The organism is Bacillus cereus group sp. MG20 (assembly GCF_040459885.1).
Lineage (GTDB): Bacteria > Bacillota > Bacilli > Bacillales > Bacillaceae_G > Bacillus_A > Bacillus_A cereus.
In genome coordinates this window covers 3203545-3228749 of record NZ_JARVHF010000001.1, presented here as the reverse complement: position 1 = coordinate 3228749, position 25205 = coordinate 3203545, and the positions used below count along the sequence as shown (strand labels likewise).

Genomic DNA, 25205 nt, shown 5'->3' with positions numbered 1-25205 from the left:
GCAACTGACTTATTATTCAGCTGCCATTCCTTTTAACAATACATCTATTGCCTTTTTATAAATACGTTTCAACTCTTTATAATCTAACTCGTAGTAAAGTACTCCAAGCCCTGATAATAATCCGTTCACAATATACATAAGATCACGAGTATTATCTTCACGGAACTCTCCAGACTGTATACCTGCTTCAATTAATTTCTCAAACATAACATATGATTCTCTAGTTAAAGCTAACAGTTCATCCAGAATCTCTTTACTTACAACTTGGCTCATAGAGAATTCCTCTATTGCATTTGAAATTGGTTGCTGTATGTCCTCTACATGATATTCCGCGAGACCATATAGTTTTTCAGTACTAGTGCTATACAACTTCTCTTTTTCATTCCATTTTTCAAGCCAATCATACGTATGCTGTTTCACTACAAATAAAAATAAATCTTCTTTACTTTTAAAGTGATAATAAATACTTCCTTTACTTCGCTCTGTAATTTCACAAATCTCTTCCATAGATGTAGCTGCGTAGCCCTTCTGTGAAAATAGACTTTCTGCTTTATATGCAATTTCTTTCTTTATCTCTTCTGCGCTTCTTCTCATATTCACACCTCTTTAAACCGACCGTTCAGTCTAATAATAACAAATCAAAAACCTCTATCGCAAGAGGCTATATTCCTTATTTAAGAAAACGTACTTTCAAACCAAGTTCGAATCATATGTATTGTTCCAAATTTAAATGCTAATTTAACAAGAATTACACCTCCCGCAGCTAATAAAAATAACACTACTTTCCCCTTATTTTTCACTTTCGGTTCCCTTTTCATTTCCATTCCCCTTAATATGTTAAAAATATTAATCAAACGTTTGTTTAACTGTGTTTATGCATATGTAAGCCGACTAATCAAACGTTTGTTTAAAAAGAAATACGCCTATATAAGGCGCATTTTCATCAATCACCACCGCCACCGCAGCTTCCTCCGCTATCTCCCCCAAAAGACCCTCCACAATCATGTGAGCCACCATCATGCGAGCTATCATTATCAGATCCAGCAAAGAAAAATAATGGTGATGAGCTGTTAGATGAATTATGAATGTTATTTTGTTTTGTAAGATTTACCTTCTTTTTGTTCGATCGAACTGCTGTTACGATTATTCCAACTACAACAAATAATAGTATGACAATAATAAATTCCATATAAAAGCCTCCCTTATTCCTCGAATAATTGAATGGTTCTCTCTAAATTTTCAAGTGAAATGAAGCGTGATTCACGAAGAATTTCTTTTCCATTATGAAATAATAAAATTGTTGGCCCTGTAAATACTCCATATCGCCCCGCAATCTCTTGCATGTCTTGTAGTAATATCTCTATTTTCTCTACGTAATCATAATTCTCTAATAAGCAATTTACTTTTCTTAGCATAACATCACAAACACCACAATTTTTCGTTTTAATAAAAAGAAGTACCAATTGTTGTTCTTCGATATAGGTCGCTAATTCTTCTATCGTTTTAAATGTAGTCATCTTATCCCTCTTAGCGTAGTTTACGAAATACTTTGTCTTGATACATACGAAAAGCTGAACTATCTTTAATCTTTCTCTTTTCCATTACCTGCTGAAAACGTAACGTTTTTATTGTTAACTCTTCTCGTAATTTCTTTCTCTCTTCTTCATCATAACAGCAAGCAATTAGATCCTCTATTTTTAATATATCTTTTTGTAGTTCCATCTCTGGTGGAATCATTCCCGCATTTTTTAAAATTTTATAACTCATTCTAAGTTCTGGAGGTACCATTGAAAGATCTTCTAATTGTAGTGGTTTTCCTTTTCCCGGAAGATAATCAAGATCACCATTCCGTATCGCTTGTCGAATTTTTTCTTCAGCAATGTTCAAAAACACATCCACACTGTCCCCTCCTTTACATATTTTTACTATTATTTTACATGATATTTCCTTATCTTTCTACGTCTTTAATAATTGGCTCCATACAATTTTTTCTCAAATTTATTTATAATGAGCTATTTCCTCCCATACCAATCTTTCGTTTTCATATATAGTTTGTATTCAAGCCTTTTTGTATTGAGAAAGTCTTTTACAACTGAATAAAGCGTTTACACTAAATCTTACATTTGTTACGATTTAATCACCCCCAGCTCCCTTGTATAGACTTCGTGATGTCTGATCATTTTATCTAGACGTTTCATACGTCTAGATTCATTTTGATTTATTGGCGTATGCCTTTAAATATATCTTTTATTTTGAAAGGAGAAATGGCTATGAGGTCTCAAAAATTCACACTGCTATTACTATCTCTACTACTTTTCTTACCTCTTTTTCTCACAAATTTTATTACTCCAAATCTCGCATTAGCAGATTCACCAAAGCAAAGTCAAAAAATTGTTGGGTACTTTCCTTCGTGGGGCGTTTACGGACGTAATTATCAAGTTGCTGACATTGATGCATCAAAACTTACTCACCTTAACTATGCTTTCGCGGATATTTGTTGGAATGGAAAACATGGAAATCCTTCTACCCATCCTGATAATCCAAATAAACAAACGTGGAACTGTAAAGAATCTGGTGTACCATTGCAAAATAAAGAGGTTCCTAATGGTACTCTCGTACTCGGTGAACCATGGGCTGATGTTACCAAATCGTATCCTGGCTCAGGTACAACTTGGGAAGATTGCGATAAATATGCCCGTTGCGGAAATTTCGGAGAACTAAAACGATTAAAAGCTAAATATCCTCACTTAAAAACAATTATTTCCGTTGGTGGCTGGACTTGGTCTAACCGCTTTTCTGATATGGCCGCTGATGAAAAAACAAGAAAAGTATTTGCTGAATCTACAGTAGCTTTTCTTCGCGCATATGGGTTTGATGGCGTAGATTTAGACTGGGAATATCCGGGCGTTGAAACGATTCCTGGTGGTAGTTATCGTCCTGAAGATAAACAAAATTTCACTCTCCTTCTTCAAGACGTCCGAAATGCTTTGAATAAAGCAGGTGCTGAAGATGGCAAACAATATTTACTAACAATCGCGTCAGGTGCAAGCCAACGCTACGCTGATCATACAGAGCTAAAGAAAATTTCTCAAATACTCGATTGGATTAATATTATGACATATGATTTCCACGGTGGATGGGAAGCTACTTCTAATCATAATGCAGCTCTATACAAGGATCCAAATGACCCAGCAGCAAATACGAATTTTTACGTAGATGGTGCTATAAATGTTTATACAAATGAAGGTGTTCCAGTCGATAAACTAGTATTAGGCGTACCTTTTTACGGACGTGGATGGAAAAGTTGTGGAAAAGAAAATAACGGACAATATCAACCTTGCAAACCAGGTAGCGATGGGAAACTTGCTTCTAAAGGTACTTGGGATGATTATTCTACCGGTGACACAGGTGTCTATGATTACGGTGATTTAGCAACCAATTACGTTAATAAGAATGGTTTTGTACGCTACTGGAATGACACAGCTAAAGTACCTTACTTATATAATGCGACTACAGGCACATTTATTAGCTACGATGACAATGAATCTATGAAATATAAAACAGACTATATAAAGACGAAGGGTTTAAGTGGAGCAATGTTTTGGGAACTAAGCGGGGATTGCCGTACAAGTCCAAAATATAGTTGTAGTGGTCCAAAATTACTTGATACGCTAGTAAAAGAATTACTTGGTGGACCTATTAGTCAAAAAGATACTGAGCCACCAACGAACGTTAAAAATATTGTAGTTACGAATAAAAATTCAAACTCAGTTCAATTAAACTGGACTGCATCTACTGATAACGTAGGAGTTACGGAATATGAAATTACTGCTGGAGAAGAGAAATGGAGTACAACAACAAATAGCATTACAATTAAAAACTTAAAACCTAATACGGAATACACATTTTCAGTAATTGCCAAAGATGCTGCTGGAAATAAATCACAACCTACCGCTCTTACTGTCAAAACGGATGAAGCTAATACGACACCTCCTGATGGAAATGGCACTGCTACATTTTCAGTCACTTCGAATTGGGGCAGCGGTTATAACTTCTCGATTATAATCAAAAATAATGGAACGACTCCTATTAAAAATTGGAAATTAGAGTTTGATTATAGCGGCAATTTAACACAAGTTTGGGATTCTAAAATTAGTAGTAAAACAAATAATCATTATGTAATTACAAACGCAGGATGGAATGGCGAAATTCCTCCTGGTGGATCTATTACAATCGGTGGTGCAGGAACAGGTAATCCTGCCGAACTTTTAAATGCCGTCATTAGCGAAAACTAGACGTAATATCCATTAATTATTTCACTAAAGTTTGAATTTAGGTTCGAGCAAGACTTCCTAAATTCAAACTTTTAATTTTATGAAAAATCAAAAATATCATAATAACCTATTATAATTATATTTGGTTTCTAATATGAAGTTTATATGAAGTTCATTTGAATTTTACATGAATTTCCTTTAATTTCTATTGTCTTCCTATAATATCCACATTATCCTTTACATATAGGAATTATTTTCATTCCATTTTGAACTATCTATATATATAAAGAAAGATAGTCACCTGTTAGGGAAAGGCTTTCGTATTATTATAAATATAACAAAAGAAAAAGCACGCTTATAAGCGCACCATAAGAGTGCTTCTTCATACAATTCTCATGTAAGAGTTCTCGAAAATCATGTTAATCACAAAGAAAAGGCATTAGCTCATAAAAGCTAATGCCTTTTCTTTATTCATATTGTTCAGCATTCCAATCTTCTATATTCCATACTTTTGTTATCCACGATTCATAGAAAGAAGGTTCATGGGAGACAATTAAAACTGTTCCTTTGTATTGTTGTAACGCTTCCTGTAAAGCCATCTTAGTTTCTACATCCAAATGATTAGTCGGTTCGTCTAAAATTAAAACATTGCTTTTCGTTACGATAAGTTCACATAAACGCACTTTCGTTTGCTCTCCACCGCTTAATAAACGAATAGGTTTTAATACGTGTTCTTCTTTCAATCCACACTTCGCTAATGCTTGGCGCACTTCTTTCTTTGTCATATCTGGTCGTTCTGCCCAAACTTTCTCTAACGGTGTTATTTCTGAAGCAAACTCTTCCTGTGCAAAATAAGCAGGATTTACTCGTTCCCCAACAAAAATTGAACCGCTTAGCGGCTTTATTTGACCTAATAACGTCTTTAACATTGTCGTTTTTCCAATACCGTTATGACCAACAACAGCTATCTTTTCTCCTTTTTTCACTTGTAAATTCAAGTCTGGAAATAACGGCTCACTATAACCCACTCTTAGTTTCTCAGCCTGTAATATACGACTTACTGGTTCATTATAAACAGTAAAAGCAAAACAGGACTGAGGTACATTATTTACCTTTTCAATCCTTCGCATTTTCTCCAATACTTTCTCTCGACTTTTTGCCTGTTTTGCTTTTCGAATTTTATTTTTTTGAATAAATGTTTCTAACTGAGCAATTTCTTTTTGTTGTTTCACATACGCCGATTGTAATTGTTTCCTTTGCACTTGATAACTTTGTAAAAACTTTTCATAATCCCCTACATATCGCTTAACTTTTCGTTCTTCTAGATGGTAAATGACATTCGTAATATTGTTCAAAAACACTTCGTCATGCGAAATGATAATATAAGCTTTTTCATACAACTTCAAGTACGATTGCAACCATTCTATATGTGCTGTATCTAAATAGTTCGTTGGTTCATCTAGCAATAAAACATCAGCTTTTTCTAGAAGAAGCTTTCCTAGTAATAACTTTGTCCGCTGTCCTCCACTTAACTTTGAAACATCCTTTTCCAATCCTATTTCAAACAGCCCTAAACCAATTGCTACTTCTTCAATTTCTGTATGAATTTGATAGAAATTAGAGTTTTCCAATATAGTTTGTAACTCTCCATACCTTACTAACAATTTTTCTACTTCTACTGCCTCAGTCATCTCTTTTGCAATTTTTAACATTTCGTATTCAATTGCATACAAGTTAGAAAATGCACTTTGCAAGTATCCTTCAATTGTTATCCCTTCTTGTAAATCTATATGCTGCTGCAAAAATCCAACCTTCACATGTGGAAACCATTCAATGTTCCCATCATCATGTATAAGTTCTCCTGTTAAAATTCTTAGCAGTGTTGATTTTCCAATCCCATTTTTTCCTACTAACCCAACATGCTCCCCCTTTAATAATCGAAAGCATGCATTATATAAGATGGTTTTCTCACCATACGAATGACTTAAATTTTCTACTGTTAATATACTCATTTTTTTCTCTCCTTTACTTATCGTCCATAAGCTAAATAGAGAGACCAACAGTATGAAGCCTTATTTAATTATGCATATAAAAATGGGTAAGGTGAATACACCTTACCCATTACATATTATCGTAAAAAAGGATTAAGGTTCTTTACCTGCTGTCTTCAATTTAGCTTAATCTTAAAAAATGGGCAGACTTCTCCCATATCAAGCTAAAACCATTTGAAGAACAGTTGATAAAGTCATTTTATCCTTTCACTCCTTTAACATTTGTTATATTAAGAGTATAAACTACTCTGTTATATTCTATTCTCTATTTTCCCTTTTGTTCCTTCTCCATCTTTTCATATTCTAAAAAAAGCCTCTTAACAGTAATTATACTAAAAACTGTTAAAAGGCTTTTTCTATTTTTTCATATAAGGAGCTAACACACTTAAAATCTCTTCTTTATCCTTTTTTAATTCGAGTGATGTTAACATATCCATCGTTCTCGGTCTAGGTAATTTCACTTGTACCTCGCCAACTATTGACGCTGGTCTTTGAGATAAAATAAATACGCGATCTGAAAGCAAGATTGCCTCATCTAAGTCATGTGTAACCATAACGATTGTTTGCTTCTCTTGATGCCAAGAGTTTAAAAGCCAGCTATGTACTTCCATTTTTGTAAATGCATCTAACTTTCCAAAAGGCTCATCAAGCAGCATAATTGGCTTTTCACATAAATATGTGCGCAGAAAACTAATTCTTTGACGCATACCACCAGACAATTCATCTGGATAATGGTCTGCATATTCATCTAGTTCGAACTGCTTTAATGCTTCCATTCCTTCTGTCAGCCTTTGTTTTTTCGGCTTTCCTTCAATTTCTAACGGAAGAACGATATTTTGCAAAGCTGATCGCCACGGTAGTAATAAATCTTGTTGTGGCATATAACTAACAACATCTTGCACTTGTACTTGCTTATCTTTATACATTACGTTCCCGCTTGTTGGTTTTTCAACATTTGCAATCATGTTTAATAATGTGCTTTTCCCGCAACCACTCGGTCCTACAAAGGAAACAAACTCTCCCTCTTGTATAGAGGCACTAATATTCTCTAATACATTCTTTCCGTCGAAAGATTTCACTATATTTTTTATTTGTAATCCGCTCATTTTTCACTTGGAAGGAATTCATTTGTAAAAGCATCTTTTACATCGATTTTCTTTTTAATAACTTTGTTGTCATATAAGAAATTCATGTAATTCGTCCAAATTTCTTCCTTCTGTACTCCCCATGCTTTCGCATCATCTTGATACTTCGTACTTAACCATTTCTGGCTTTCTTGAACTAAATCTTTATTTACATCTGGAACAGCTTTAATTAGAATATCAGCAGCTTCTTTCGGTTCCTTAATTGCAAATTTATAACCTTCTGTTGTTGCACTCATAAACTTTTTCACAAAGTCTTTATCTTGCTTCGTATGTTTTTCACTCGTAATAATAACAGGACTATAGAAATCAAGCGCTGGATCTAAGTCCTTCACCATAATCGTATTTAACTCTTTTCCTTGGCGCTTCGCTTCAATACCATCCCAACCGTAATAAATCCATTCGAAATCTGCATCACGGCCGATTGATTTAAAGAAATCTGTTTGTCCTAAGATGATTTTTTCAACTTTATTAAAATCAGCTTGATGCTTATCCATAATCGTCTTTAATGTCGCTTCTTCCGCTGGTCCTCCCCAGCCACCATAACGTTTACCTTCAAAATCTTTCGGTGACGTCATATTATCTTTCTTAAGCGATGCAAACGCTGAAGTGTTGTGCTGAATAATCGCTCCTACAGATACAACAGGAATTCCTTCCACACGAGCTAATGTTACATTTTCTTGTGCGCTTATTGCGAAGTCTGCTTTTCCTGATGCTATCATTTGCTCTGCTGTTACATTGTCACCTGGTTGAATAATTTCTACATCTAATCCTTGCTTTTTGTAATAATCTTTCGTTTGCGCTACATACAAGCCAGTATGATTCGTATTTGGAAACCAATCTAATACTACTTTTACTTTTTGATCTTTACTTGCACTTTCTTCTTTCTTCGCCGGATTACATCCAGCCACACCTACCGCTACTAAGGCAGCTAACATAACTTTCAAACCTTTTTTCATTTTCTGCCGTCCTTTCTATATATCCATGGTGCTGTTATTCTTGCCATAAACTCTACGATAAAATACAGGCATAATGTCACTATAACGATGATTGCTGCAACACCAAATACTCGGGCAGTCAAAAAGGATTTTGTAGCCCTCGTAAGCATAACGCCTAATCCTTCACTTGCACCGAGCCATTCTCCGATAATTGCCCCCATTACGCTATATGTAACTGCAATTTTTAAACCGGAGAAAAAGTATGGAAGCACTGCTGGAAATTTTACTTTCTGGTAAACTTGCCATTTTGTCGCCTTCATTGTTTGTAACAGCTTCAACATGTTTTTATCTACTGTTTGAAAACCTTCTAAAATACTAAGCGCAATTGGGAAGAAACAAACGAGTATTACGACCATTACTTTCGGCAACATCCCATATCCAAACCAAATAATAAATAGCGGTGCAAGTACAACAATTGGAATTGTTTGCGAAATAACGAGCAATGGATTTATTAAAATACGAAATAAAGGTATAACGTCCATAATAATTGCGATGCTCGTCCCCAATAAAATTGCAAAGAATAGTCCAATTATAACTTCCTGCAGTGTTTGCATCGTATTTGGTAATAGTAAATCTTTCATCCCAATTAATTCTTGAACAATGGCAGAAGGCTTTGGTAAAATCCACGGTTCGATTTTAAATAATGAAACAGATCCTTCCCATATCGCAATGAGAAGGATAAGCCAAATAGTTGTAATAAGTTTAGATTGCTTCTGGTTTTGCATATTCATCACGGTACTTCCAAACCTTTTCATCTATCGTTACACCAGTGCTTGGACGATAATGGATTTTAATAGAAGTAATCACTTCTTCTGCTCCAGCATCGACGCAAGCTTGTTGCGCACGTTTAACGACATCAAGAAGTACATCTAATTCTCCTTCCAAAGTTGTTTCCATTGCCCCTACTTCATAACGAACTCCCGATTGTTGCACAACTTCAATTGCTTTATCGACAACAGAATATACATCTTTCGTTTTCGCTTGTGGTACTACTGAAAATGACATTGTAACTTGTTGTGACATAATAAAATCCCCCTTATAAAATTAAATTTCAAAAATAAGAAAAGGCTTTCCTACTGCGTAGGAAAGCCTTGTATGCAAGTTATTATAGAATAACATATGCTACATCACTTTAAGTAACTCCCTACGCTGGCATTATCCAGATCAGGTTGAGGGTCGATGTTTACTTACATCCTCTCAGCCAATTGGCTCCCCGGTCCTTAATTCGTTTTCATTGTAGCATGATTTATTTTATTGAACAAACAAAAGCATGCATAATCATTTCATTATTTTTGGAAAATATCCAACTTTTTCACCATGAGCTAATAACTGCTGTATAAATTCTTTATTGATTGCTGGTACTATCAATTCTTTTTTCTTAATCCATTCATTCGTTCTACGCGTACCCATTACAATTTCAGATTGCTGCGCTCCATCTCCTGCAACTTGAGAAGCAATTAACTCTGCTATTACTTCATTTTCCTTCGCTAATTCAAGTCCGGTATTTACATATTCTGAAAGTGGAACCATTTTAAGATTGTATCCACACTCTCCAATTAACTGTATAAATTGTTCAAACTCAATTTGATGTGGATGACAAATATGTAACGTCTCTCCTACAATTTGCGAATCTTTTAAATACGATACAATTGATTTACTAGCAAAATCAATTGGTGTGAAATCAACTTTCCACTTCACATTTGGTGCTTTCCCAATTAATAGCATTGTTTTAATAAGACGATAAAATGCGTTTCCTTCAATATTTTGTTGGAACGAACCTGTTTCTGAATGACATGCTAAATTACCTGCACGATAAATATTTCCGCGCAAACCATTTTTCATTGCTTCACGAACAATGTTTTCCGCTTGTAGTTTACTATTTGAATATACATTCTCTAAGTCTACACTGTAATTAAAATCACCAGTTTTCATGTATGTATCCCATTGATCTACCGCTAATTCTAACGGGATACCAATTGTAGAAATAAATTGGAATGTAGCACCTTTCTCCGCTAATGCTAGCATACGGCTAGTTCCTTGGACATTTATATTTTCAAATTGTTTTACATCTCCAAAATGTCTTACATCTGCACCGCAATGAATTATCGTATCCATCTTAGAACTGATGAACATAAATTCTTCTTCGCTCATCCCAAGATACTCTTCCCCCAGATCACCAGCTACGGCCTGTATACGCTGTAACCATTCTTCACATATATCACTAAAGTAGCCTGTTAATGTATCTATAATTCTTTGTTGCACATCTTTGGTTGGTCTTACTAAACAATAAATAGTAGCAGATGTATCTCTCAACAATTCATATAATATGTGTGATCCTAAATAACCAGTAGCTCCTGTTAAAAAGACATTTAAAATCTGGGTTTCTTCCAAAACGTTTGCATACGTAATAGTATCTGGTTCGTGAATCACTTTATATTCACGAAATACTTCTTCTTTCTCTACTTTTACTTCTCGCTCAATTCGAGCTAATCCATATATCGTTCTTTCTTTAAAGAAATCTTGAATTGTTAAATGTGAAAAATCTTCTTTTAACAACGTTAAGACTCGTAATACTTTTAATGAATGTCCACCAATTGTAAAGAAATCATCATGCACTCCAACTTTTGAAATTCCTAATACTTCCGCCCAAGCGCGCGCTATTTGTTTCTCTGCTTTATTAGAAGGTGCAACATATTCTTGTAGACGAACCGGTTCATACTTTTCTTCTAACTGAGCTAACTTCTTAACATCAATCTTTTTATTAGGTGTAAGTGGTAATTCATTAATATAAATTAGTTTAGATGGCACCATATAATCTGGTAATTGCTCTTGTAACTGATAAACTAATTCTGGTATTTCTTTTTTATTTAAAGTTGTATAGAACGCGATTAAATATTGGCTACCTTCCTTACTCTTCTTAGCAAACACAGCATTTTCTTTTATATTATGATTTTGAGAAATTTTACTTTGGATTTCTCCTAGTTCAATACGATGTCCTCTAATCTTTACTTGATCATCTTTCCGATGTAAAAATTCTATATTTCCATCCTCTAACAACTTAACAATATCACCTGTTTTATATATATTAACTATAGGATTAAAAGGGTTCTGAATAAAAGCTTCAATTGTTTTATTAGGCTTATTAAAATACCCTTTTGCTAATCCTACTGAATCTATATATAATTCACCAGGTACACCAATTGGACAAAGATTCATATTCTCATCCAAAATCATAACTTGATAATTAGCACATGGTTTACCAATGGGAATACTCGCAACATCCTCATTTAACTGACTAGGTATTTTATAGGTTGTCGTCACTACAGTACATTCTGTCGGTCCGTATACATTATGAATTTCAACATTTGTACCTATTCTTTCTCTCCACAATTTAATAACCTCTACAGGCAACATTTCACCGCCAATCGCAATTCTTTTTAGGGAAGCTAGCTTATATATATCTTCTTCTGCTAAATAAGTTGCTACTTGTCGAACAAAAATTGTTGCTAATGCCAAGATCGAAGTTGCTTTCACTTTATAGATTGCATTTGCAAATGCTTCTACAGACAATCGCTCTTCCTCTAATAATACATACAAGTTTCCTCCGCAGAATAAAGAAGCAAATGACTCCCATACAGAAGCATCGAAACTAAAAGAAGGAAATTGGGCAAATACATCCTCTTCTGTCAATTCATATTGCTTTTGCATCCAAGTGTACAGATTAACAACGCCTCTATGTGCTAACATCGTTCCCTTTGGATTCCCTGTTGAACCAGATGTATAAATCATATAAGCTACATCATCACAATGAATAGACAACTTTACATCTATATCTTCACAAGTTTCACTATCATACATTGAAACTGTTTGAACCCCATCACATGTTATAGGCGTCTCTTTCATCAATATAACTTTCGCTTGGCTATCTTGAATAATGTACTGTATTCTACTTTCCGGATAATCTGGATCAATCGGAACATACGCTGCACCAGCTTTTAATATAGCTACCATACTTACTACTGTGTCTATGCTACGTTTCATAAATATTCCAACATAGTCTCCTAATTGGACGCCATTTTTAATTAACATATGAGCTATTTGATTACTTTTTTTATTTAGCTCCTCATAAGTTAAAGTACCTTCCCTTGAAGATAAAGCTATACGATTTGGAAATTGAGTAACAGTATTATAGAACATATCGACGATACTTTTCTCAGGATATACTGCTGTCGTATCATTCACTTGACTATAAAGTGCCATCTCGGCCTCTGTAATAATATTAAAATTCTTTATATAATTATTCTTATTTTGTGATGTACAAATTAAAACACCTTGTATTTGTTGTGCATAACGAGTAATCGTTGTTTCCTTCCAATTAACACTATTAAATATTATTTCTACACTTTGCATATTTTTACTAAATACAAATTGTAATGTATTCGTGTCTTGTAGCTCATAATATGTTTCACCAATAATAATAGGTGACATTTCATATAATGTATTACCGTTTTGAAACTCTTCTATTTCTTCCTCATTCATTTCTTTAATTTGTTCCAGTTGCTCTTCAATCTGTAAATTCAAACTTTCATAGGAGAGAAAATTAGAAACTTCAATAGTAATCGGAAATAAACTTCCTCTTACATGATAAAGCACGACAATATGTTTTTCTTTAGAAATATGATATAACCACGTTGCAGTCGCTCCTATTAAATCTACAATGTGAGTCAAATTTGGAAATAGTTCAGTTTTCCTTTTTATCCTAAGTTCCGTTCCTTGCACATCTTTAGGTATTTTAATACTTCCTTCTACTTTCCCTAAAAATTCTTTTACCATCTCATTATAAGAAATTGCTAATTTCATATTTATGTAAATTCCTCTCTTAAATATAATAAAGGTGTGAAAATTCACACCTTTTTCATCCCTTATTAACGGGCAGATTCGTTCAATTCATAATCAGTAGCGGAGATATCCCCTTTGATTAGAATTGAACTTTCTCCTTATTCGCTTTTAAACTCACCAATAAGCTCTTGTAATTCCTGAGAAAGCCAACTTAAAGAAGTCGCTAATTCTGCAATATCTTGTACTGATATTTCTTGCTCTTTCATGCTTTCTTCAACATTACTACTGCTGTTGGCATAAGTGTTTGCAATATGTGATAATTCATTTACGACTTGAACGATATTCTGGCTATTTTGTAAAATGTCACTCGAATTACCCGAAACAGCTTTTACTTGATCTGTAACAGATTGCGCTGATTTGGAGATTTTTTCAAAGAAATTCCCACTACTTTGAACAAGTGAAATTCCAGTTTCTACTTCTTTTGAACCTTTTTGCATTGAAACTACAGCATCTTCTGTCTCAGCTTGTGTTTCACCAATTAATTTCGCTATATCTTTAGCAGACGCTTCCGTTTGTTCTGCTAATTTTCGTACTTCATCAGCAACAACTGCAAACCCTCTCCCCGCTGCTCCAGCACGTGAAGCCTCAATAGAAGCATTTAAAGCTAATAAATTTGTTTGATTTGAAATACCTGTAATTACAGTTACGATATCACTAATTTCTTTTGACCTTGTTTCTAACGAATAAATGATGGAAGATAAATCTTGTACTGCATTTTGAATTAAACTCATTTGATTAATAATTTGTCCAATCACTTCATTACCTTCAATTGAATGTTGCTCCATACCTTCAGAAGCAACCGCAACTTGTTTCGCAGCCCCAGTTATCTCTTCTACCTTATCTTCCATTCCATGTACAATCTCTAAACATTGTTGTACTGAAGTTTTTTGAGACTGTGCCCCTACTCTTAAACCTTCAATAGAACTTGCAATCTCTTGAACTGCCATGCTGTTTTCCTCTGTACTCGCCGACAATTCTTGTGAAGAAGAAGAAACTTGCTCAGCAGTTTGCCTTACTTTATCTATAATCCCTTTAAACTTTTTAATCGTGTTATTGAAATAAACATTAATAATTCCAATATCATCTGGTCTTTCTTTTAATTTAATACTTAAGTCACCTTCACCAATTTTACGTAACCCTTCTCGTAAATCTTTTAATGGAGCTAACGAGTGACGCACGATAAAGAATTGAGTAATAGTCGCAATTGCTAATGAAATAATGATAAAGAGTAAGCCCTGTATCATAAACTTCTCTTTTGTAATAGGAACAATGGAAGCATCTAAGTCAGCCGCAATAATTGCAACAATATTATTTTCTCCATCTGTAATTGGTTCTAATATTGTCACCCACGAACCTATTTCATCTTCATATACTTCTGTCATTTGGGCCTTTTTCGTATCAATGACTTTATCGTATGCCTTCATCCAATGAGCGGGTTGTTCATAATAATCTCCCGGCTTTATAGGGAACGCTTTTGTTAACTCTGTAGTCAAACCAACAAGTTGTAATTCTCGCTTTTCATTCGGCTTTGCTCCTGTAACATACGTTTGTCCAACACTTTTCAATTCTTTTGACACTTCATCTAATTTCTCTGTTAACTTTTCTTTTTTCACTTTTTCGGCTGTAGGATCTTTCGCCATGTCTCTAACTAATTCTACATCCAATTTTTTCAATACTATTTCTCCTGTTTCAATAGACTGCCTTTCAAATAAAGACATCATACTATTTTGAAACATGTTGAAACTTAGTGCACCCATACTTCCAACAAGTGTCAAAATAACTAATACGGTTAATAAGACGTTCTTTTGAAGGAACGATAACTTATGCCAATATTTTTTCATTAATATCCACCTTCCTTAATTAACATAAACAAAAAAACAAAATATATGAATATTTTGTTTGAAAATGTTTCTCAATATGTTCGAGAATAAAAAAAAGCCAATGTAAAAGCATTGGCCAAGACCAACCCTATCCGTCCGGTAACTGGCTAGCGTAGCCTTTCGACCTTAGCTCCTGTAGTTTTGCGTCCTCATGTTTCCATCAGTTTGCCTTTCTCGCTGAACGAGTTGAACGATATGGGAGTTCTATGAGAATTAATTTATTCTCTTTCAAAGATTACAACATATAAATCAAAATGTCTACTTATTTAGAGATATAAATACAAATTTTTAATGCATTGCTTTTTCAAAATAATTTCAAAAAGTACGTGAATGTTACTTTTTTTGTGTTATATAATAAAAAATGTATAAACAACAAGGATTTCTTCGGGTATTTATTTAATTTTCATTCAAATTAAACTATTCGAATATATCTTAACTAATGAATTTCGGAGGTAGTTTATCATGTTTTGGCTACAATTTCTTACCTTGTTACTCTGTATTTTTATTGGTGCACGCCTAGGCGGAGTTGGTTTAGGAGTAATGGGTGGAGTTGGTATGGCAATACTCGTTTTTGTCTTCCACTTACAACCAACCGCGCCTCCTATCGATGTAATGCTTATGATTTTGGCAGTAATTACAGCCGCTGGTGCTTTGCAAGCTGCTGGAGGAATGGACTATCTTGTTCATCTAGCTGAAAAAGCATTGCGAAAAAATCCAAAGCGTATTACTTTTTTTGCTCCAATTGTTACTTATTTATTCACACTATGTGCAGGTACTGGTCACGTTGCCTATTCTGTACTTCCTGTTATTGCAGAAGTCTCTCGTGAATCAGGGATTAGACCGGAACGCCCAATGTCGATTGCCGTAATCGCTTCTCAGCAAGCAATTACAGCTAGTCCAATTTCAGCTGCCACAGTTGCTCTTTTAGCAATGTTAGCTGACTATAAAATCACTTTATTAGATATTTTAAAAGTGAGTATTCCCTCCACTTTCATTGCTTGTATGTTAGCAGCATTCGTTGCTAGTAAGATGGGAAAAGAATTAAGTGAGGACCCTGAATACTTAAAACGATTAACAGAAGGAATGATTCCTAAGCTTGAAGAGAAAAAAGAATTTGTAGGTGTAAAGGGCGCAAAATTATCAGTTATCCTTTTCCTTGTAGGAACCTTCCTTGTTGTACTTCTTGGTTCATTTGAAGCACTTCGTCCAGGATGGATAGTTGATGGGAAGTTAGCTCGCCTTTCCATGCCGAACACAATTGAGATGGTCATGTTAACTATCGCGGCTCTTATTATTATTTTCTGTAAACCAAATGTAGAAAGCATTGTGTCTGGTAACGTCTTTAAAGCAGGAGCAACAGCAGTTGTTGCAATTTTCGGTATCGCTTGGATGGGAGATACTTTCTTTAATGGAAACTTAAATATGATTCAAGGATCTATTCAGCATTTAGTAACAAGTGCGCCTTGGCTATTTGCCATCGCACTATTCATTCTATCTATTTTACTGTACAGCCAAGCAGCAACAGTACGTGCCTTAATGCCACTTGGACTATCCCTTGGTATTCCACCAGCGCTACTGATTGCGATGTTCCCTGCAGTAAATGGATATTTCTTCATTCCGAACTATGGAACAATCGTTGCTGCCATTAACTTTGACCGTACCGGTACAACAGGTATTGGTAAATACGTATTAAATCATAGCTTTATGATTCCAGGCTTAATTGCAACATTTACTTCTATCGGAATTGGAATGCTCTTAATTTCAATTATGTTTTAAAGAAAAAGCACAAACCTTTATTTAAAAAGGTTTGTGCTTTTTTAATCAAACGTTTGTTTAAATTTTTTGGGCAGTCTACTTCTCGATGTAGCACTTAAAATACTACATGTCCTTTTCTACAAACTTCTCTTTACTTCTTCAGCTAATTTTCTCGTACTTTCATATGCAGATTCAGCTAAACTAATTGCTGAAACAACTGAAATACCATCCGCACCCGCTTCTATAACTGCCGCTGTATTTTCAATTGTAATCCCACCAATACCAACGATTGGCACTGTAATTCCTTGTTCTCTAAAATAAGCTAATCCTTTCGTTCCTTGAACCGCTTTCGTATCTTTTTTCGTACTCGTTGGGAAAATAGGTCCAACGCCTAAATAATCTGCTCCGTTTTCGATTGCAAAGCGTGCTTCTTCAATTGTATGAGCAGATACCCCCATAATTTTATCTCCCATTTTTTCACGAACAGATGTAATTCCTTCATCATCTTGTCCTACATGAACACCATCTGCATCTAATTCAATGGCTAATTCTACATCATCATTTACAATGAAAGGAACACTATATTCCTTACAAAGCGTCTGCAATACTTTTGCAAAACGCACTCTATCCTCTCCGATTAAAGAACCTTCCCCCTTCTCGCGAAATTGAAAAAGTGTCACTCCACCATCTAACGCTTCTTTCAATACAGCTAAAGGATCCCTCGTGCAGTTATTACTTCCCATAATAAAATACACTTGTAATAACTTAGACATCTTCTTTGTTTCAATGCGCATCATGTGTTTCATCCCCCCTTACTCTAACTCCTCAATCTTTCCATACTTCTCAATATCACCAGCAGTAGTATTCGCTAACTGATTTAAAAATTCAATTTGGAAACTACCAGGTCCCTTTTCCACGGTCTTAGCAGCTGCCAGTTCCGAAGCTACACCATAAAACGTTAATGCTGCTACTGCTGCTTTTACATAATCTTTTTCCACTGCTACAAATGCTCCTATTACAGACGTTAGTAAACAACCTGTTCCCGTAACTTTCGTTAAAATAGGGTGACCGTTTCGAATAACAATAGTTCTCTCTCCATCTGTAACAACATCTTCTTTTCCAGTAATAACCGCAACTGTATTTAATTCGTCTGCTGCCTGCCTTGCAATACTTACAACATTGCCATTTCCAGTACCAGCGTCTACCCCTTTAATTTCCCATTTCTCATTAATAACATTTGCTATTTCAGCCGCATTGCCGCGGATAATTGCTAAATCTATTTCGGCTGGAATATGTCTCGCAACTTCTGTTCGATACGAAGTTGCTCCTGCACCAACTGGATCAAATAGTACTGGCACATTGTTCACATTTGCTGATTTACCAGCAAGTAACATCGCTTCTACTTCCTCAGGACGAAGTGTTCCCATATTTAATACTAACGCTCCAGCAATGCTAGCCATTTCTGCTACTTCTTCTTTTGCATACGCCATTACAGGCGATGCCCCAAGTGCCAACAAACCGTTAGCAGTAAAATTTGTTACAACAACATTTGTAATATTATGAACGAGCGGATTAGATTCTCTCACCAAATCCACTACTTTACTAATTTCTTTCATATTCATCCTTTTCATCTCCTAACTATAATGATGGGAGATACACAAAAAGACACTTTGCGCGTACGCAAAGTGCCTGAATATGTGCTTTTACACTCTCCCTACGCTGGCATTATCCAACAGGTTCAAATGGTCAATGACGGACTAGTAGCCATACTCTCAGTTTGTATCCACAAACTCCCATGTGTTTCTTATTCATCTACTTCAAAGTCTACTCTTATTCTAGTAAAATAACAAGTTCTTTACTTTTTCTATTTAATATAGAAGCAACTGATAAAGTGAAACTTTAATTAGTTGGGATTTTGTTCCCTCTATTAAAAACAGCTCAAATATGGAGCGAAACTGAATCTCAAGAAGATGTATGCTATATTTAACTTATGGAAATTTGAAAGGATGTTTTTAATATGTCAAAAAGCGTTGTAATCGCTGAAAAACCTTCCGTTGCACGAGATATTGCTCGTGTACTGAAGTGTGATAAAAAAGGAAACGGCTATCTTGAGGGTAATAAATATATTGTAACTTGGGCTTTAGGTCATCTCGTTACATTAGCAGATCCAGAAAGTTATGATGTGAAATATAAAAAGTGGAATTTAGAAGATTTACCGATGCTACCTGAGCGTTTGAAATTAACGGTTATTAAACAAACTGGTAAACAATTTAATGCTGTAAAAAGTCAGCTACTTAGAAAAGATGTAAATGAAATTATTGTAGCAACAGATGCTGGACGTGAAGGGGAATTAGTCGCACGCTGGATTATCGATAAAGTTAAGCTAAATAAACCAATCAAACGTTTATGGATTTCTTCTGTAACCGATAAAGCAATTAAAGATGGTTTTGCAAATTTAAAACCAGGTAAAGCCTATGACAATTTATACGCTTCAGCAGTTGCACGTTCAGAAGCTGACTGGTATATCGGTCTTAATGCAACTCGCGCTTTAACAACTCGCTTTAATGCCCAGTTAAATTGCGGCCGTGTGCAAACTCCTACTGTTGCTATGATCGCTAGTCGTGAGGATGAAATAAAGAACTTCAAAGCACAAACTTACTACGGCATCGAAGCTCAAACAATGGAGAAACTCAAACTTACTTGGCAAGATACAAATGGCAATAGCCGTAGTTTTAATAAAGAAAAAATTGATGGTATTGTAAACAGTTTAGATAAACAAAATGCTACCGTTGTGGAAATTGATAAGAAACAGAAGAAGTCATTCTCTCCTGGTCTTTATGATTTAACTGAATTGCAACGTGATGCAAATAAAAAGTTCGGTTACTCTGCTAAAGAAACATTAAATATTATGCAGAAATTGTATGAACAGCATAAAGTGCTAACGTACCCTCGTACAGATTCACGCTACATTTCATCTGATATCGTTGGAACACTTCCAGAACGTCTAAAAGCATGTGGTGTTGGAGAATACCGTCCCTTCGCACATAAAGTATTACAAAAGCCTATCAAACCTAACAAATCATTTGTTGATGATAGTAAAGTAAGCGATCATCATGCGATTATTCCAACAGAAGGATACGTTAACTTCTCAGCATTCACAGATAAAGAACGCAAAATTTATGATTTAGTTGTAAAACGTTTCTTAGCTGTTTTATTCCCAGCATTCGAATACGAGCAACTAACATTACGTACTAAAGTTGGTAGTGAAACGTTCATTGCACGCGGAAAAACGATTTTACATGCTGGTTGGAAGGAAGTATACGAAAATCGATTTGAAGACGATGATGTAACTGATGACGTAAAAGAGCAGCTTCTACCCCACATCGAAAAGGGCGATACATTAACTGTAAAGTTAATTATGCAAACATCAGGTCAAACGAAAGCACCTGCACGCTTTAATGAAGCAACTTTACTTTCAGCAATGGAGAATCCTACAAAATATATGGATACGCAAAATAAACAACTCGCTGATACATTAAAATCGACTGGTGGATTAGGTACTGTAGCAACGCGTGCTGATATTATCGACAAGCTATTCAATTCGTTCTTAATTGAAAAACGTGGCAAAGATATTCATATTACTTCAAAAGGCCGTCAGTTACTTGATTTAGTACCAGAAGAGTTAAAATCCCCTACACTAACTGGTGAATGGGAACAAAAACTTGAGGCTATCGCAAAAGGTAAGCTGAAAAAAGAAGTATTCATTTCTGAAATGAAGAACTATACGAAAGAAATTGTTTCTGAAATTAAATCGAGTGATAAAAAATATAAACATGACAACATTTCAACGAAGTCTTGTCCAGACTGCGGTAAACCAATGCTAGAAGTAAACGGCAAAAAGGGAAAAATGCTCGTATGCCAAGATCGTGAATGTGGTCATCGTAAAAATGTATCTCGTACAACAAACGCTCGCTGTCCGCAATGTAAGAAGAAACTAGAATTACGTGGTGAAGGTGCAGGTCAAATCTTTGCATGTAAATGTGGCTATCGCGAGAAATTATCAACATTCCAAGAGCGACGTAAAAAAGAATCTGGAAACAAAGCTGATAAACGTGACGTTCAAAAATATATGAAACAACAGAAAAAAGAAGAAGAACCATTAAACAACCCGTTCGCAGACGCATTAAAAAAATTAAAGTTCGATTAAACAAAAAGGTTCCTACCGCTTTCGGTAGGAACCTTTTCTTAATGAATGATTTTACTTCCTTTTGCATTCTCAACAAATTTTTCACTTGATTTGTTAATTGGTGTTTTCAGTAATAACGCAGCAACAATCATAACTACTACGAAAGCACTTAACACAAGTAAATCTCGCGTTACGATATCCCAAAGCATTCCGCCTACTGTTTCACGAATTGCACTAATTGCATATGTGAACGGTAAGAACGGATAAATCGCTTGGAAGAACGCTGGTGTCATTTGGATTGGGAATGTTCCGCCCGATCCTGCTACTTGTAGTACAAGTAAAATGATCGCCATCGATTTCCCAACGTTTCCGAAAATAGAAACGAGTGAGTATACGATACAAACGAAGACTCCACCAATAAATAAACTAAATAACACAAACCAGAACTTATCGACTACGTACGTACCGAGTAAGAATATATCTCCCATCGATACGATAAACGCTTGTGAAAGACCTATCGTTAAGAATGTTAATAAACGTCCGAAGTAAATTTCATGGCTCTTATAATTTGCGCCCTCTTCGTGTACTTCTACCGTTAATAATGAAACCATTAATAATGCGCCTACCCATAATGCAAGCACTGTATAGAATGGTGACATCGCTGAACCGTAGTTCGGCATCGCAAATAATTTATTCTCTTTTAAATTGACTGGATTCGCAAAGTAATCACTTTGCTTTTCAACATCGTTTTTCAATAAGCGTATGATGTCTTTTATATCTTCTTCAGATTCAAAATCACGAATTTTATCTGCTAATTCTTTAATCTTTTTCTCAGTAGCTGGCATTTCAGCTTTAATGTCTGCTAATTTCTTTTTACCATCTACTAAACCTTTTGATGAATCTTCTAGTAATTTTTTAACATCTGGAAGCTTTTTGTCTGCATCATTTAAAATTTGAGTTGTATTTTTCGACATCTCTTTTGTACGAGCAATTGCTGTATTGAAATTAGGTACAATTTCTGAATCATACGTCGATAATACATCTGTTAATTGAGCTGATCCGCCCTTCGCAGCGTTGTTAATACTTTCAATTACATCTTTTGTAGGTTTCTGGCCATTGTTAAGAAGTGTAATCCCCTTATTCGTTGCATCTACACCTTTTTGTAAGCTGCTTTTCGCTTTGTTTAATTTTGCGATTCCATTATTAAGGTTTTTATCACTATTTACATCCGCTAAAACCTTATTTGTACTTTCTAGAACTGGAATCATATCATCAATTAAACCGATTCCAGATTGGAATTGACCATTTAAGCTATTTAAAGCTACTTTCGTTGAATCTAAACCGTTAATACCTCTATTTTGTACATCTTCTTTTGCTTTCTGTAAATCTGCTTTTGCACCTTCAAGGCTATTTTTTGCTTTATCATAATCTGCTTTTGCATTATCATATATTTGATTCGCATCAGCTTTAGCTTGATCTACCGCGCTAACTGCCTTTTTATAATCAGCTACAAACGTTTCATTGTAATCTTTTTCAGCTCGATCGATTAAAGCATTTGTTTCATTTAATTTCTGATTAATTCCATCACGCACATCTTGTTTAACTTCCTGACCTGTGCTAATTAAATCGTTTAAACGTTTAAAACGATTATTTAAATCTTGTTGTCCATTCTTAATATCCGTTAAATGCTCTTTTCTTGTTTTAAAGAAATTTTGTCCAAACTCAGTTTGAGCCCCTTGCTCTAAACGAGCCATAACATCAATTACATAAGAAAGATTGTCAATATGCGTTTGAAGATTATTAGATATAGTCGAAATATTTTTCTTAGCTATCTCTGGATCAACGCTTCCATTTTGCAATCCATCCATAACACTTTGTGCATAAGCTGTTCCTGCACGTGATGAGCTTAGAACATTATTTACTGTTTGATTAATATTTTGTGCTATCCCTTTATACCCATCACTATTCAACTTAGAAAGATCCGGTCTCGCTGGGAATTCAGGTAATCCATTCATTCCAGACAAGTCAGGAATATTTAGTTCTACACCTGGATTCATTAAAAAGTCAGTAAATGCAGCTGCACTATCCATAACGCCTTTTGCTGCTACTAAATCATTTCTTATCGTTCCTGGAGCGTTTTTTAATGTTTGATCTTGTCTTGCAAAGAACTTATCTAAATTCGCCAACGCTTCCTGCCCATCATTTATTACACTCTCTACAACAGGTAAATCTTTCTGCGCTACTTTTACAACATCTTCTGCTCGAGTTGCATCATCTAATGCCTTATCCATGAGTGTATTCATTTCTGGGAACTGCGCTTCTAACTTAAATACAAGATCTTTTACTTTTTCGATACTTGGTAAATTTGTTTCTAAATCGATTCCAAGATCATTGAAAATTTTAAAAATCTCACCGTTTGCTGTTTTAACAAAGTTTTTACTAATTTCTTCTGTAATACCTGATGCACCTTTTGCTGTAATCTTCGGTGCAATCGCGTTTACTTTTTCATTCACATAGTAATCCAGTTCTGGTTTTTTAGGATTTTCATCCAGAACAGTTGCAATTTTTTCAGAGAAGTCTTTTGGAATCGTAATACTTGCATAATAATCCCCACGCTCAACTCCGTAAATTGCTTGTTTCTCATCTACAAATTTCCAGCCAAGATTTTTGTTTTTCTTAAGGGAGTCTACAATCTCTTTCCCGATATTAATATCTTTCCCTCTTAAATTAGAACCTGCATCTTGGTTAGAAACTGCAATGGGAACCTCTTTTGTATTTCCATACGGATCCCAAGAAGCTTTAATGTTAAACCATGCATATAACGATGGTAAAATCATTAATCCTAAAACAATAACAATTGCAGCCCAATGTTTGGCTACATTCCGTAAATCTGTCTTATAAATACGCCAAATCTGTTTCATAGAAGTTATCACCTAATTATATATTTTTCCTTCTTTAGAAAATGATACATGCATTTTGCAATTATATCACTTTCTACATCGTGTATTAACCAAAAACGTACTATTTTTTCCCATTAACTTTCACTTACTTTATTATATAACGAAGTGAGTCAAAGTATGAATACAAAATGACCAAATCGGTTTTACATTCAATAATAACAAATATATATGAAATGTCATAAAAAATACAAGTATTTTCTCTTGGAAATACTTGTATTCCTAAAAAAAATCCTCACAGCTTTTATTCTCTGTGAGGATTTCTTCTATTATATATCCAATTGAACCTCTACACCGAAATGATCTGAAATTACATTTCTGTTTGTACCATTAAAAATAACTTTTGAAGAATGAACTTTTTTACTTTGGTTACACAATATTAGATCGATTCGCAAATTATGTTTATTTTCATCCCAACCAGCAATCTCGCCTTGGACAGTCGTTCCTTCATCCTTCTCTATTGCTAATTCATATGTGTCATACAACCCTTTTTGCATCATATACTCATAACCTTCGCCTTCCAAGCGAGCATTGTTATTAAAATCCCCCATTAAGAAGGCGAGCTTATTGCTATCTACACGCCCCATCAAACGATTGATTTGACCTTTGAATGACTCTTCTTCATCATTCCACCAACCGAGATGGCAAGAGTAAAACGTTATATCTTTACCATTATAAGCAATTGTTGTACTTACAATTTTACGTGTTTTCCAATACGTTGTATCCTCGTTTTCTGAAATGAAGAACGTATCTTCTTTTATAATATTATGCTTCGTTATAATCGCTAATCCTTCTTCATACACGTCATAACCAATATGAGAGAAATCCCAAGTAATATTGTAATCTTTTACATGTAGTGCTTTTAACTCTTCTAATAGTAAAAGTCCAAAATTATCTTCTTTCTTGTTACCGCATACATTTTCAGCTTGTATGGACTGACTTACTTCTTGCAATGCGATGACATCGTACTCTTCTTCTTGAATTACTTTAGCAAGGTATTTTATCTTTTCTATTTGATTCTCTTCTTGCCAAGAATGACAGTTTAAAGTTAGCAATTTCATAT

At 34.8% G+C, this 25205-nt stretch carries 19 protein-coding genes and 3 riboswitches; of the genes, 3 read left to right on the top strand and 16 right to left on the bottom strand.

The window, feature by feature from the left end:
• Positions 1–12: 12 nt before the first annotated feature.
• The 5 genes from QCI81_RS16560 to QCI81_RS16540 form a co-directional block, all read right to left on the bottom strand.
• A complete protein-coding gene (locus QCI81_RS16560) occupies positions 13–594 on the bottom strand; it encodes a TetR/AcrR family transcriptional regulator (RefSeq protein ID WP_001254432.1) in 582 nt (193 codons plus the stop codon).
• 80 nt (positions 595–674) lie between these two features.
• Positions 675–818, bottom strand: a complete 144-nt coding sequence (locus QCI81_RS16555) for a hypothetical protein (protein WP_000817985.1) — start codon at positions 816–818, stop codon at positions 675–677.
• Positions 819–943: 125 nt separating this feature from the next.
• Positions 944–1189, bottom strand: coding sequence for a hypothetical protein (locus QCI81_RS16550; protein ID WP_000394364.1), 246 nt, complete (start codon positions 1187–1189; stop codon positions 944–946).
• A 13-nt stretch (positions 1190–1202) separates the two neighbouring features.
• Positions 1203–1517: a thioredoxin family protein gene (locus QCI81_RS16545; RefSeq protein ID WP_000206518.1), complete on the bottom strand. Its 315-nt coding sequence runs from the start codon at positions 1515–1517 to the stop codon at positions 1203–1205.
• A 10-nt stretch (positions 1518–1527) separates the two neighbouring features.
• Positions 1528–1899 carry a DnaJ family domain-containing protein gene (locus tag QCI81_RS16540; protein ID WP_000382377.1) on the bottom strand — a complete coding sequence of 124 codons (372 nt, stop codon included), beginning with the start codon at positions 1897–1899 and terminating at the stop codon, positions 1528–1530.
• Positions 1900–2270: 371 nt separating this feature from the next.
• On the opposite strand from QCI81_RS16540, the gene QCI81_RS16535 reads away from it, so the two are divergent.
• Entirely contained in the window at positions 2271–4295 is a 2025-nt protein-coding gene (locus QCI81_RS16535; protein WP_071731312.1) for a glycosyl hydrolase family 18 protein, read from the top strand.
• 446 nt (positions 4296–4741) lie between these two features.
• On the opposite strand, the gene QCI81_RS16530 is transcribed toward QCI81_RS16535, so the two are convergent.
• The 7 genes from QCI81_RS16530 to QCI81_RS16500 all read right to left on the bottom strand — a co-directional run bounded on the left by QCI81_RS16530 (position 4742) and on the right by QCI81_RS16500 (position 15205).
• A complete protein-coding gene (locus tag QCI81_RS16530; RefSeq protein ID WP_071731313.1) occupies positions 4742–6286 on the bottom strand; it encodes an ABC-F family ATP-binding cassette domain-containing protein in 1545 nt (514 codons plus the stop codon).
• A 395-nt stretch (positions 6287–6681) separates the two neighbouring features.
• Complete coding sequence (locus QCI81_RS16525) at positions 6682–7431, bottom strand: ABC transporter ATP-binding protein (RefSeq protein ID WP_000016080.1); 750 nt, start codon at positions 7429–7431, stop codon at positions 6682–6684.
• A complete protein-coding gene (locus tag QCI81_RS16520) occupies positions 7428–8426 on the bottom strand; it encodes an ABC transporter substrate-binding protein (protein ID WP_071731314.1) in 999 nt (332 codons plus the stop codon). Before QCI81_RS16520 ends, QCI81_RS16525 begins: the two co-directional genes overlap by 4 nt.
• Complete coding sequence (locus tag QCI81_RS16515; protein ID WP_001057164.1) at positions 8423–9196, bottom strand: ABC transporter permease; 774 nt, start codon at positions 9194–9196, stop codon at positions 8423–8425. The genes QCI81_RS16520 and QCI81_RS16515 overlap by 4 nt, the downstream gene beginning before the upstream one ends.
• Positions 9168–9488 carry an MTH1187 family thiamine-binding protein gene (locus tag QCI81_RS16510; protein WP_000082906.1) on the bottom strand — a complete coding sequence of 107 codons (321 nt, stop codon included), beginning with the start codon at positions 9486–9488 and terminating at the stop codon, positions 9168–9170. The genes QCI81_RS16515 and QCI81_RS16510 overlap by 29 nt, the downstream gene beginning before the upstream one ends.
• Positions 9489–9589: 101 nt before the next feature.
• Positions 9590–9691: riboswitch (TPP riboswitch) on the bottom strand.
• A gap of 52 nt (positions 9692–9743) precedes the next feature.
• Positions 9744–13325, bottom strand: a complete 3582-nt coding sequence (locus QCI81_RS16505) for a non-ribosomal peptide synthetase family protein (RefSeq protein ID WP_071731316.1) — start codon at positions 13323–13325, stop codon at positions 9744–9746.
• Positions 13326–13462: 137 nt separating this feature from the next.
• On the bottom strand, positions 13463–15205 hold the full coding sequence (locus QCI81_RS16500) for a methyl-accepting chemotaxis protein (RefSeq protein WP_353810854.1): 1743 nt from the start codon (positions 15203–15205) through the stop codon (positions 13463–13465).
• 134 nt (positions 15206–15339) lie between these two features.
• A riboswitch (cyclic di-GMP riboswitch) is annotated at positions 15340–15424 on the bottom strand.
• A 282-nt stretch (positions 15425–15706) separates the two neighbouring features.
• Here QCI81_RS16500 and QCI81_RS16495 point away from each other — a divergent pair.
• Complete coding sequence (locus tag QCI81_RS16495; RefSeq protein WP_353810853.1) at positions 15707–17020, top strand: anaerobic C4-dicarboxylate transporter family protein; 1314 nt, start codon at positions 15707–15709, stop codon at positions 17018–17020.
• Between the two features lie 116 nt (positions 17021–17136).
• On the opposite strand, the gene thiE is transcribed toward QCI81_RS16495, so the two are convergent.
• Both thiE and thiM read right to left on the bottom strand, forming a co-directional pair.
• On the bottom strand, positions 17137–17796 hold the full coding sequence (thiE, locus tag QCI81_RS16490; RefSeq protein WP_071731318.1) for a thiamine phosphate synthase: 660 nt from the start codon (positions 17794–17796) through the stop codon (positions 17137–17139).
• A gap of 15 nt (positions 17797–17811) precedes the next feature.
• A complete protein-coding gene (gene thiM / locus QCI81_RS16485; protein ID WP_001056105.1) occupies positions 17812–18621 on the bottom strand; it encodes a hydroxyethylthiazole kinase in 810 nt (269 codons plus the stop codon).
• Between the two features lie 72 nt (positions 18622–18693).
• A riboswitch (TPP riboswitch) is annotated at positions 18694–18806 on the bottom strand.
• A gap of 210 nt (positions 18807–19016) precedes the next feature.
• On the opposite strand from thiM, the gene topB reads away from it, so the two are divergent.
• Positions 19017–21206 carry a DNA topoisomerase III gene (gene topB / locus QCI81_RS16480; protein ID WP_071731320.1) on the top strand — a complete coding sequence of 730 codons (2190 nt, stop codon included), beginning with the start codon at positions 19017–19019 and terminating at the stop codon, positions 21204–21206.
• 38 nt (positions 21207–21244) lie between these two features.
• Here topB and QCI81_RS16475 read toward each other — a convergent pair whose 3' ends face one another.
• Both QCI81_RS16475 and QCI81_RS16470 read right to left on the bottom strand, forming a co-directional pair.
• Positions 21245–24106, bottom strand: coding sequence for a YhgE/Pip domain-containing protein (locus QCI81_RS16475; RefSeq protein WP_071731321.1), 2862 nt, complete (start codon positions 24104–24106; stop codon positions 21245–21247).
• Positions 24107–24411: 305 nt separating this feature from the next.
• Positions 24412–25203 carry an endonuclease/exonuclease/phosphatase family protein gene (locus tag QCI81_RS16470; RefSeq protein ID WP_071731322.1) on the bottom strand — a complete coding sequence of 264 codons (792 nt, stop codon included), beginning with the start codon at positions 25201–25203 and terminating at the stop codon, positions 24412–24414.
• Positions 25204–25205: the final 2 nt, after the last annotated feature.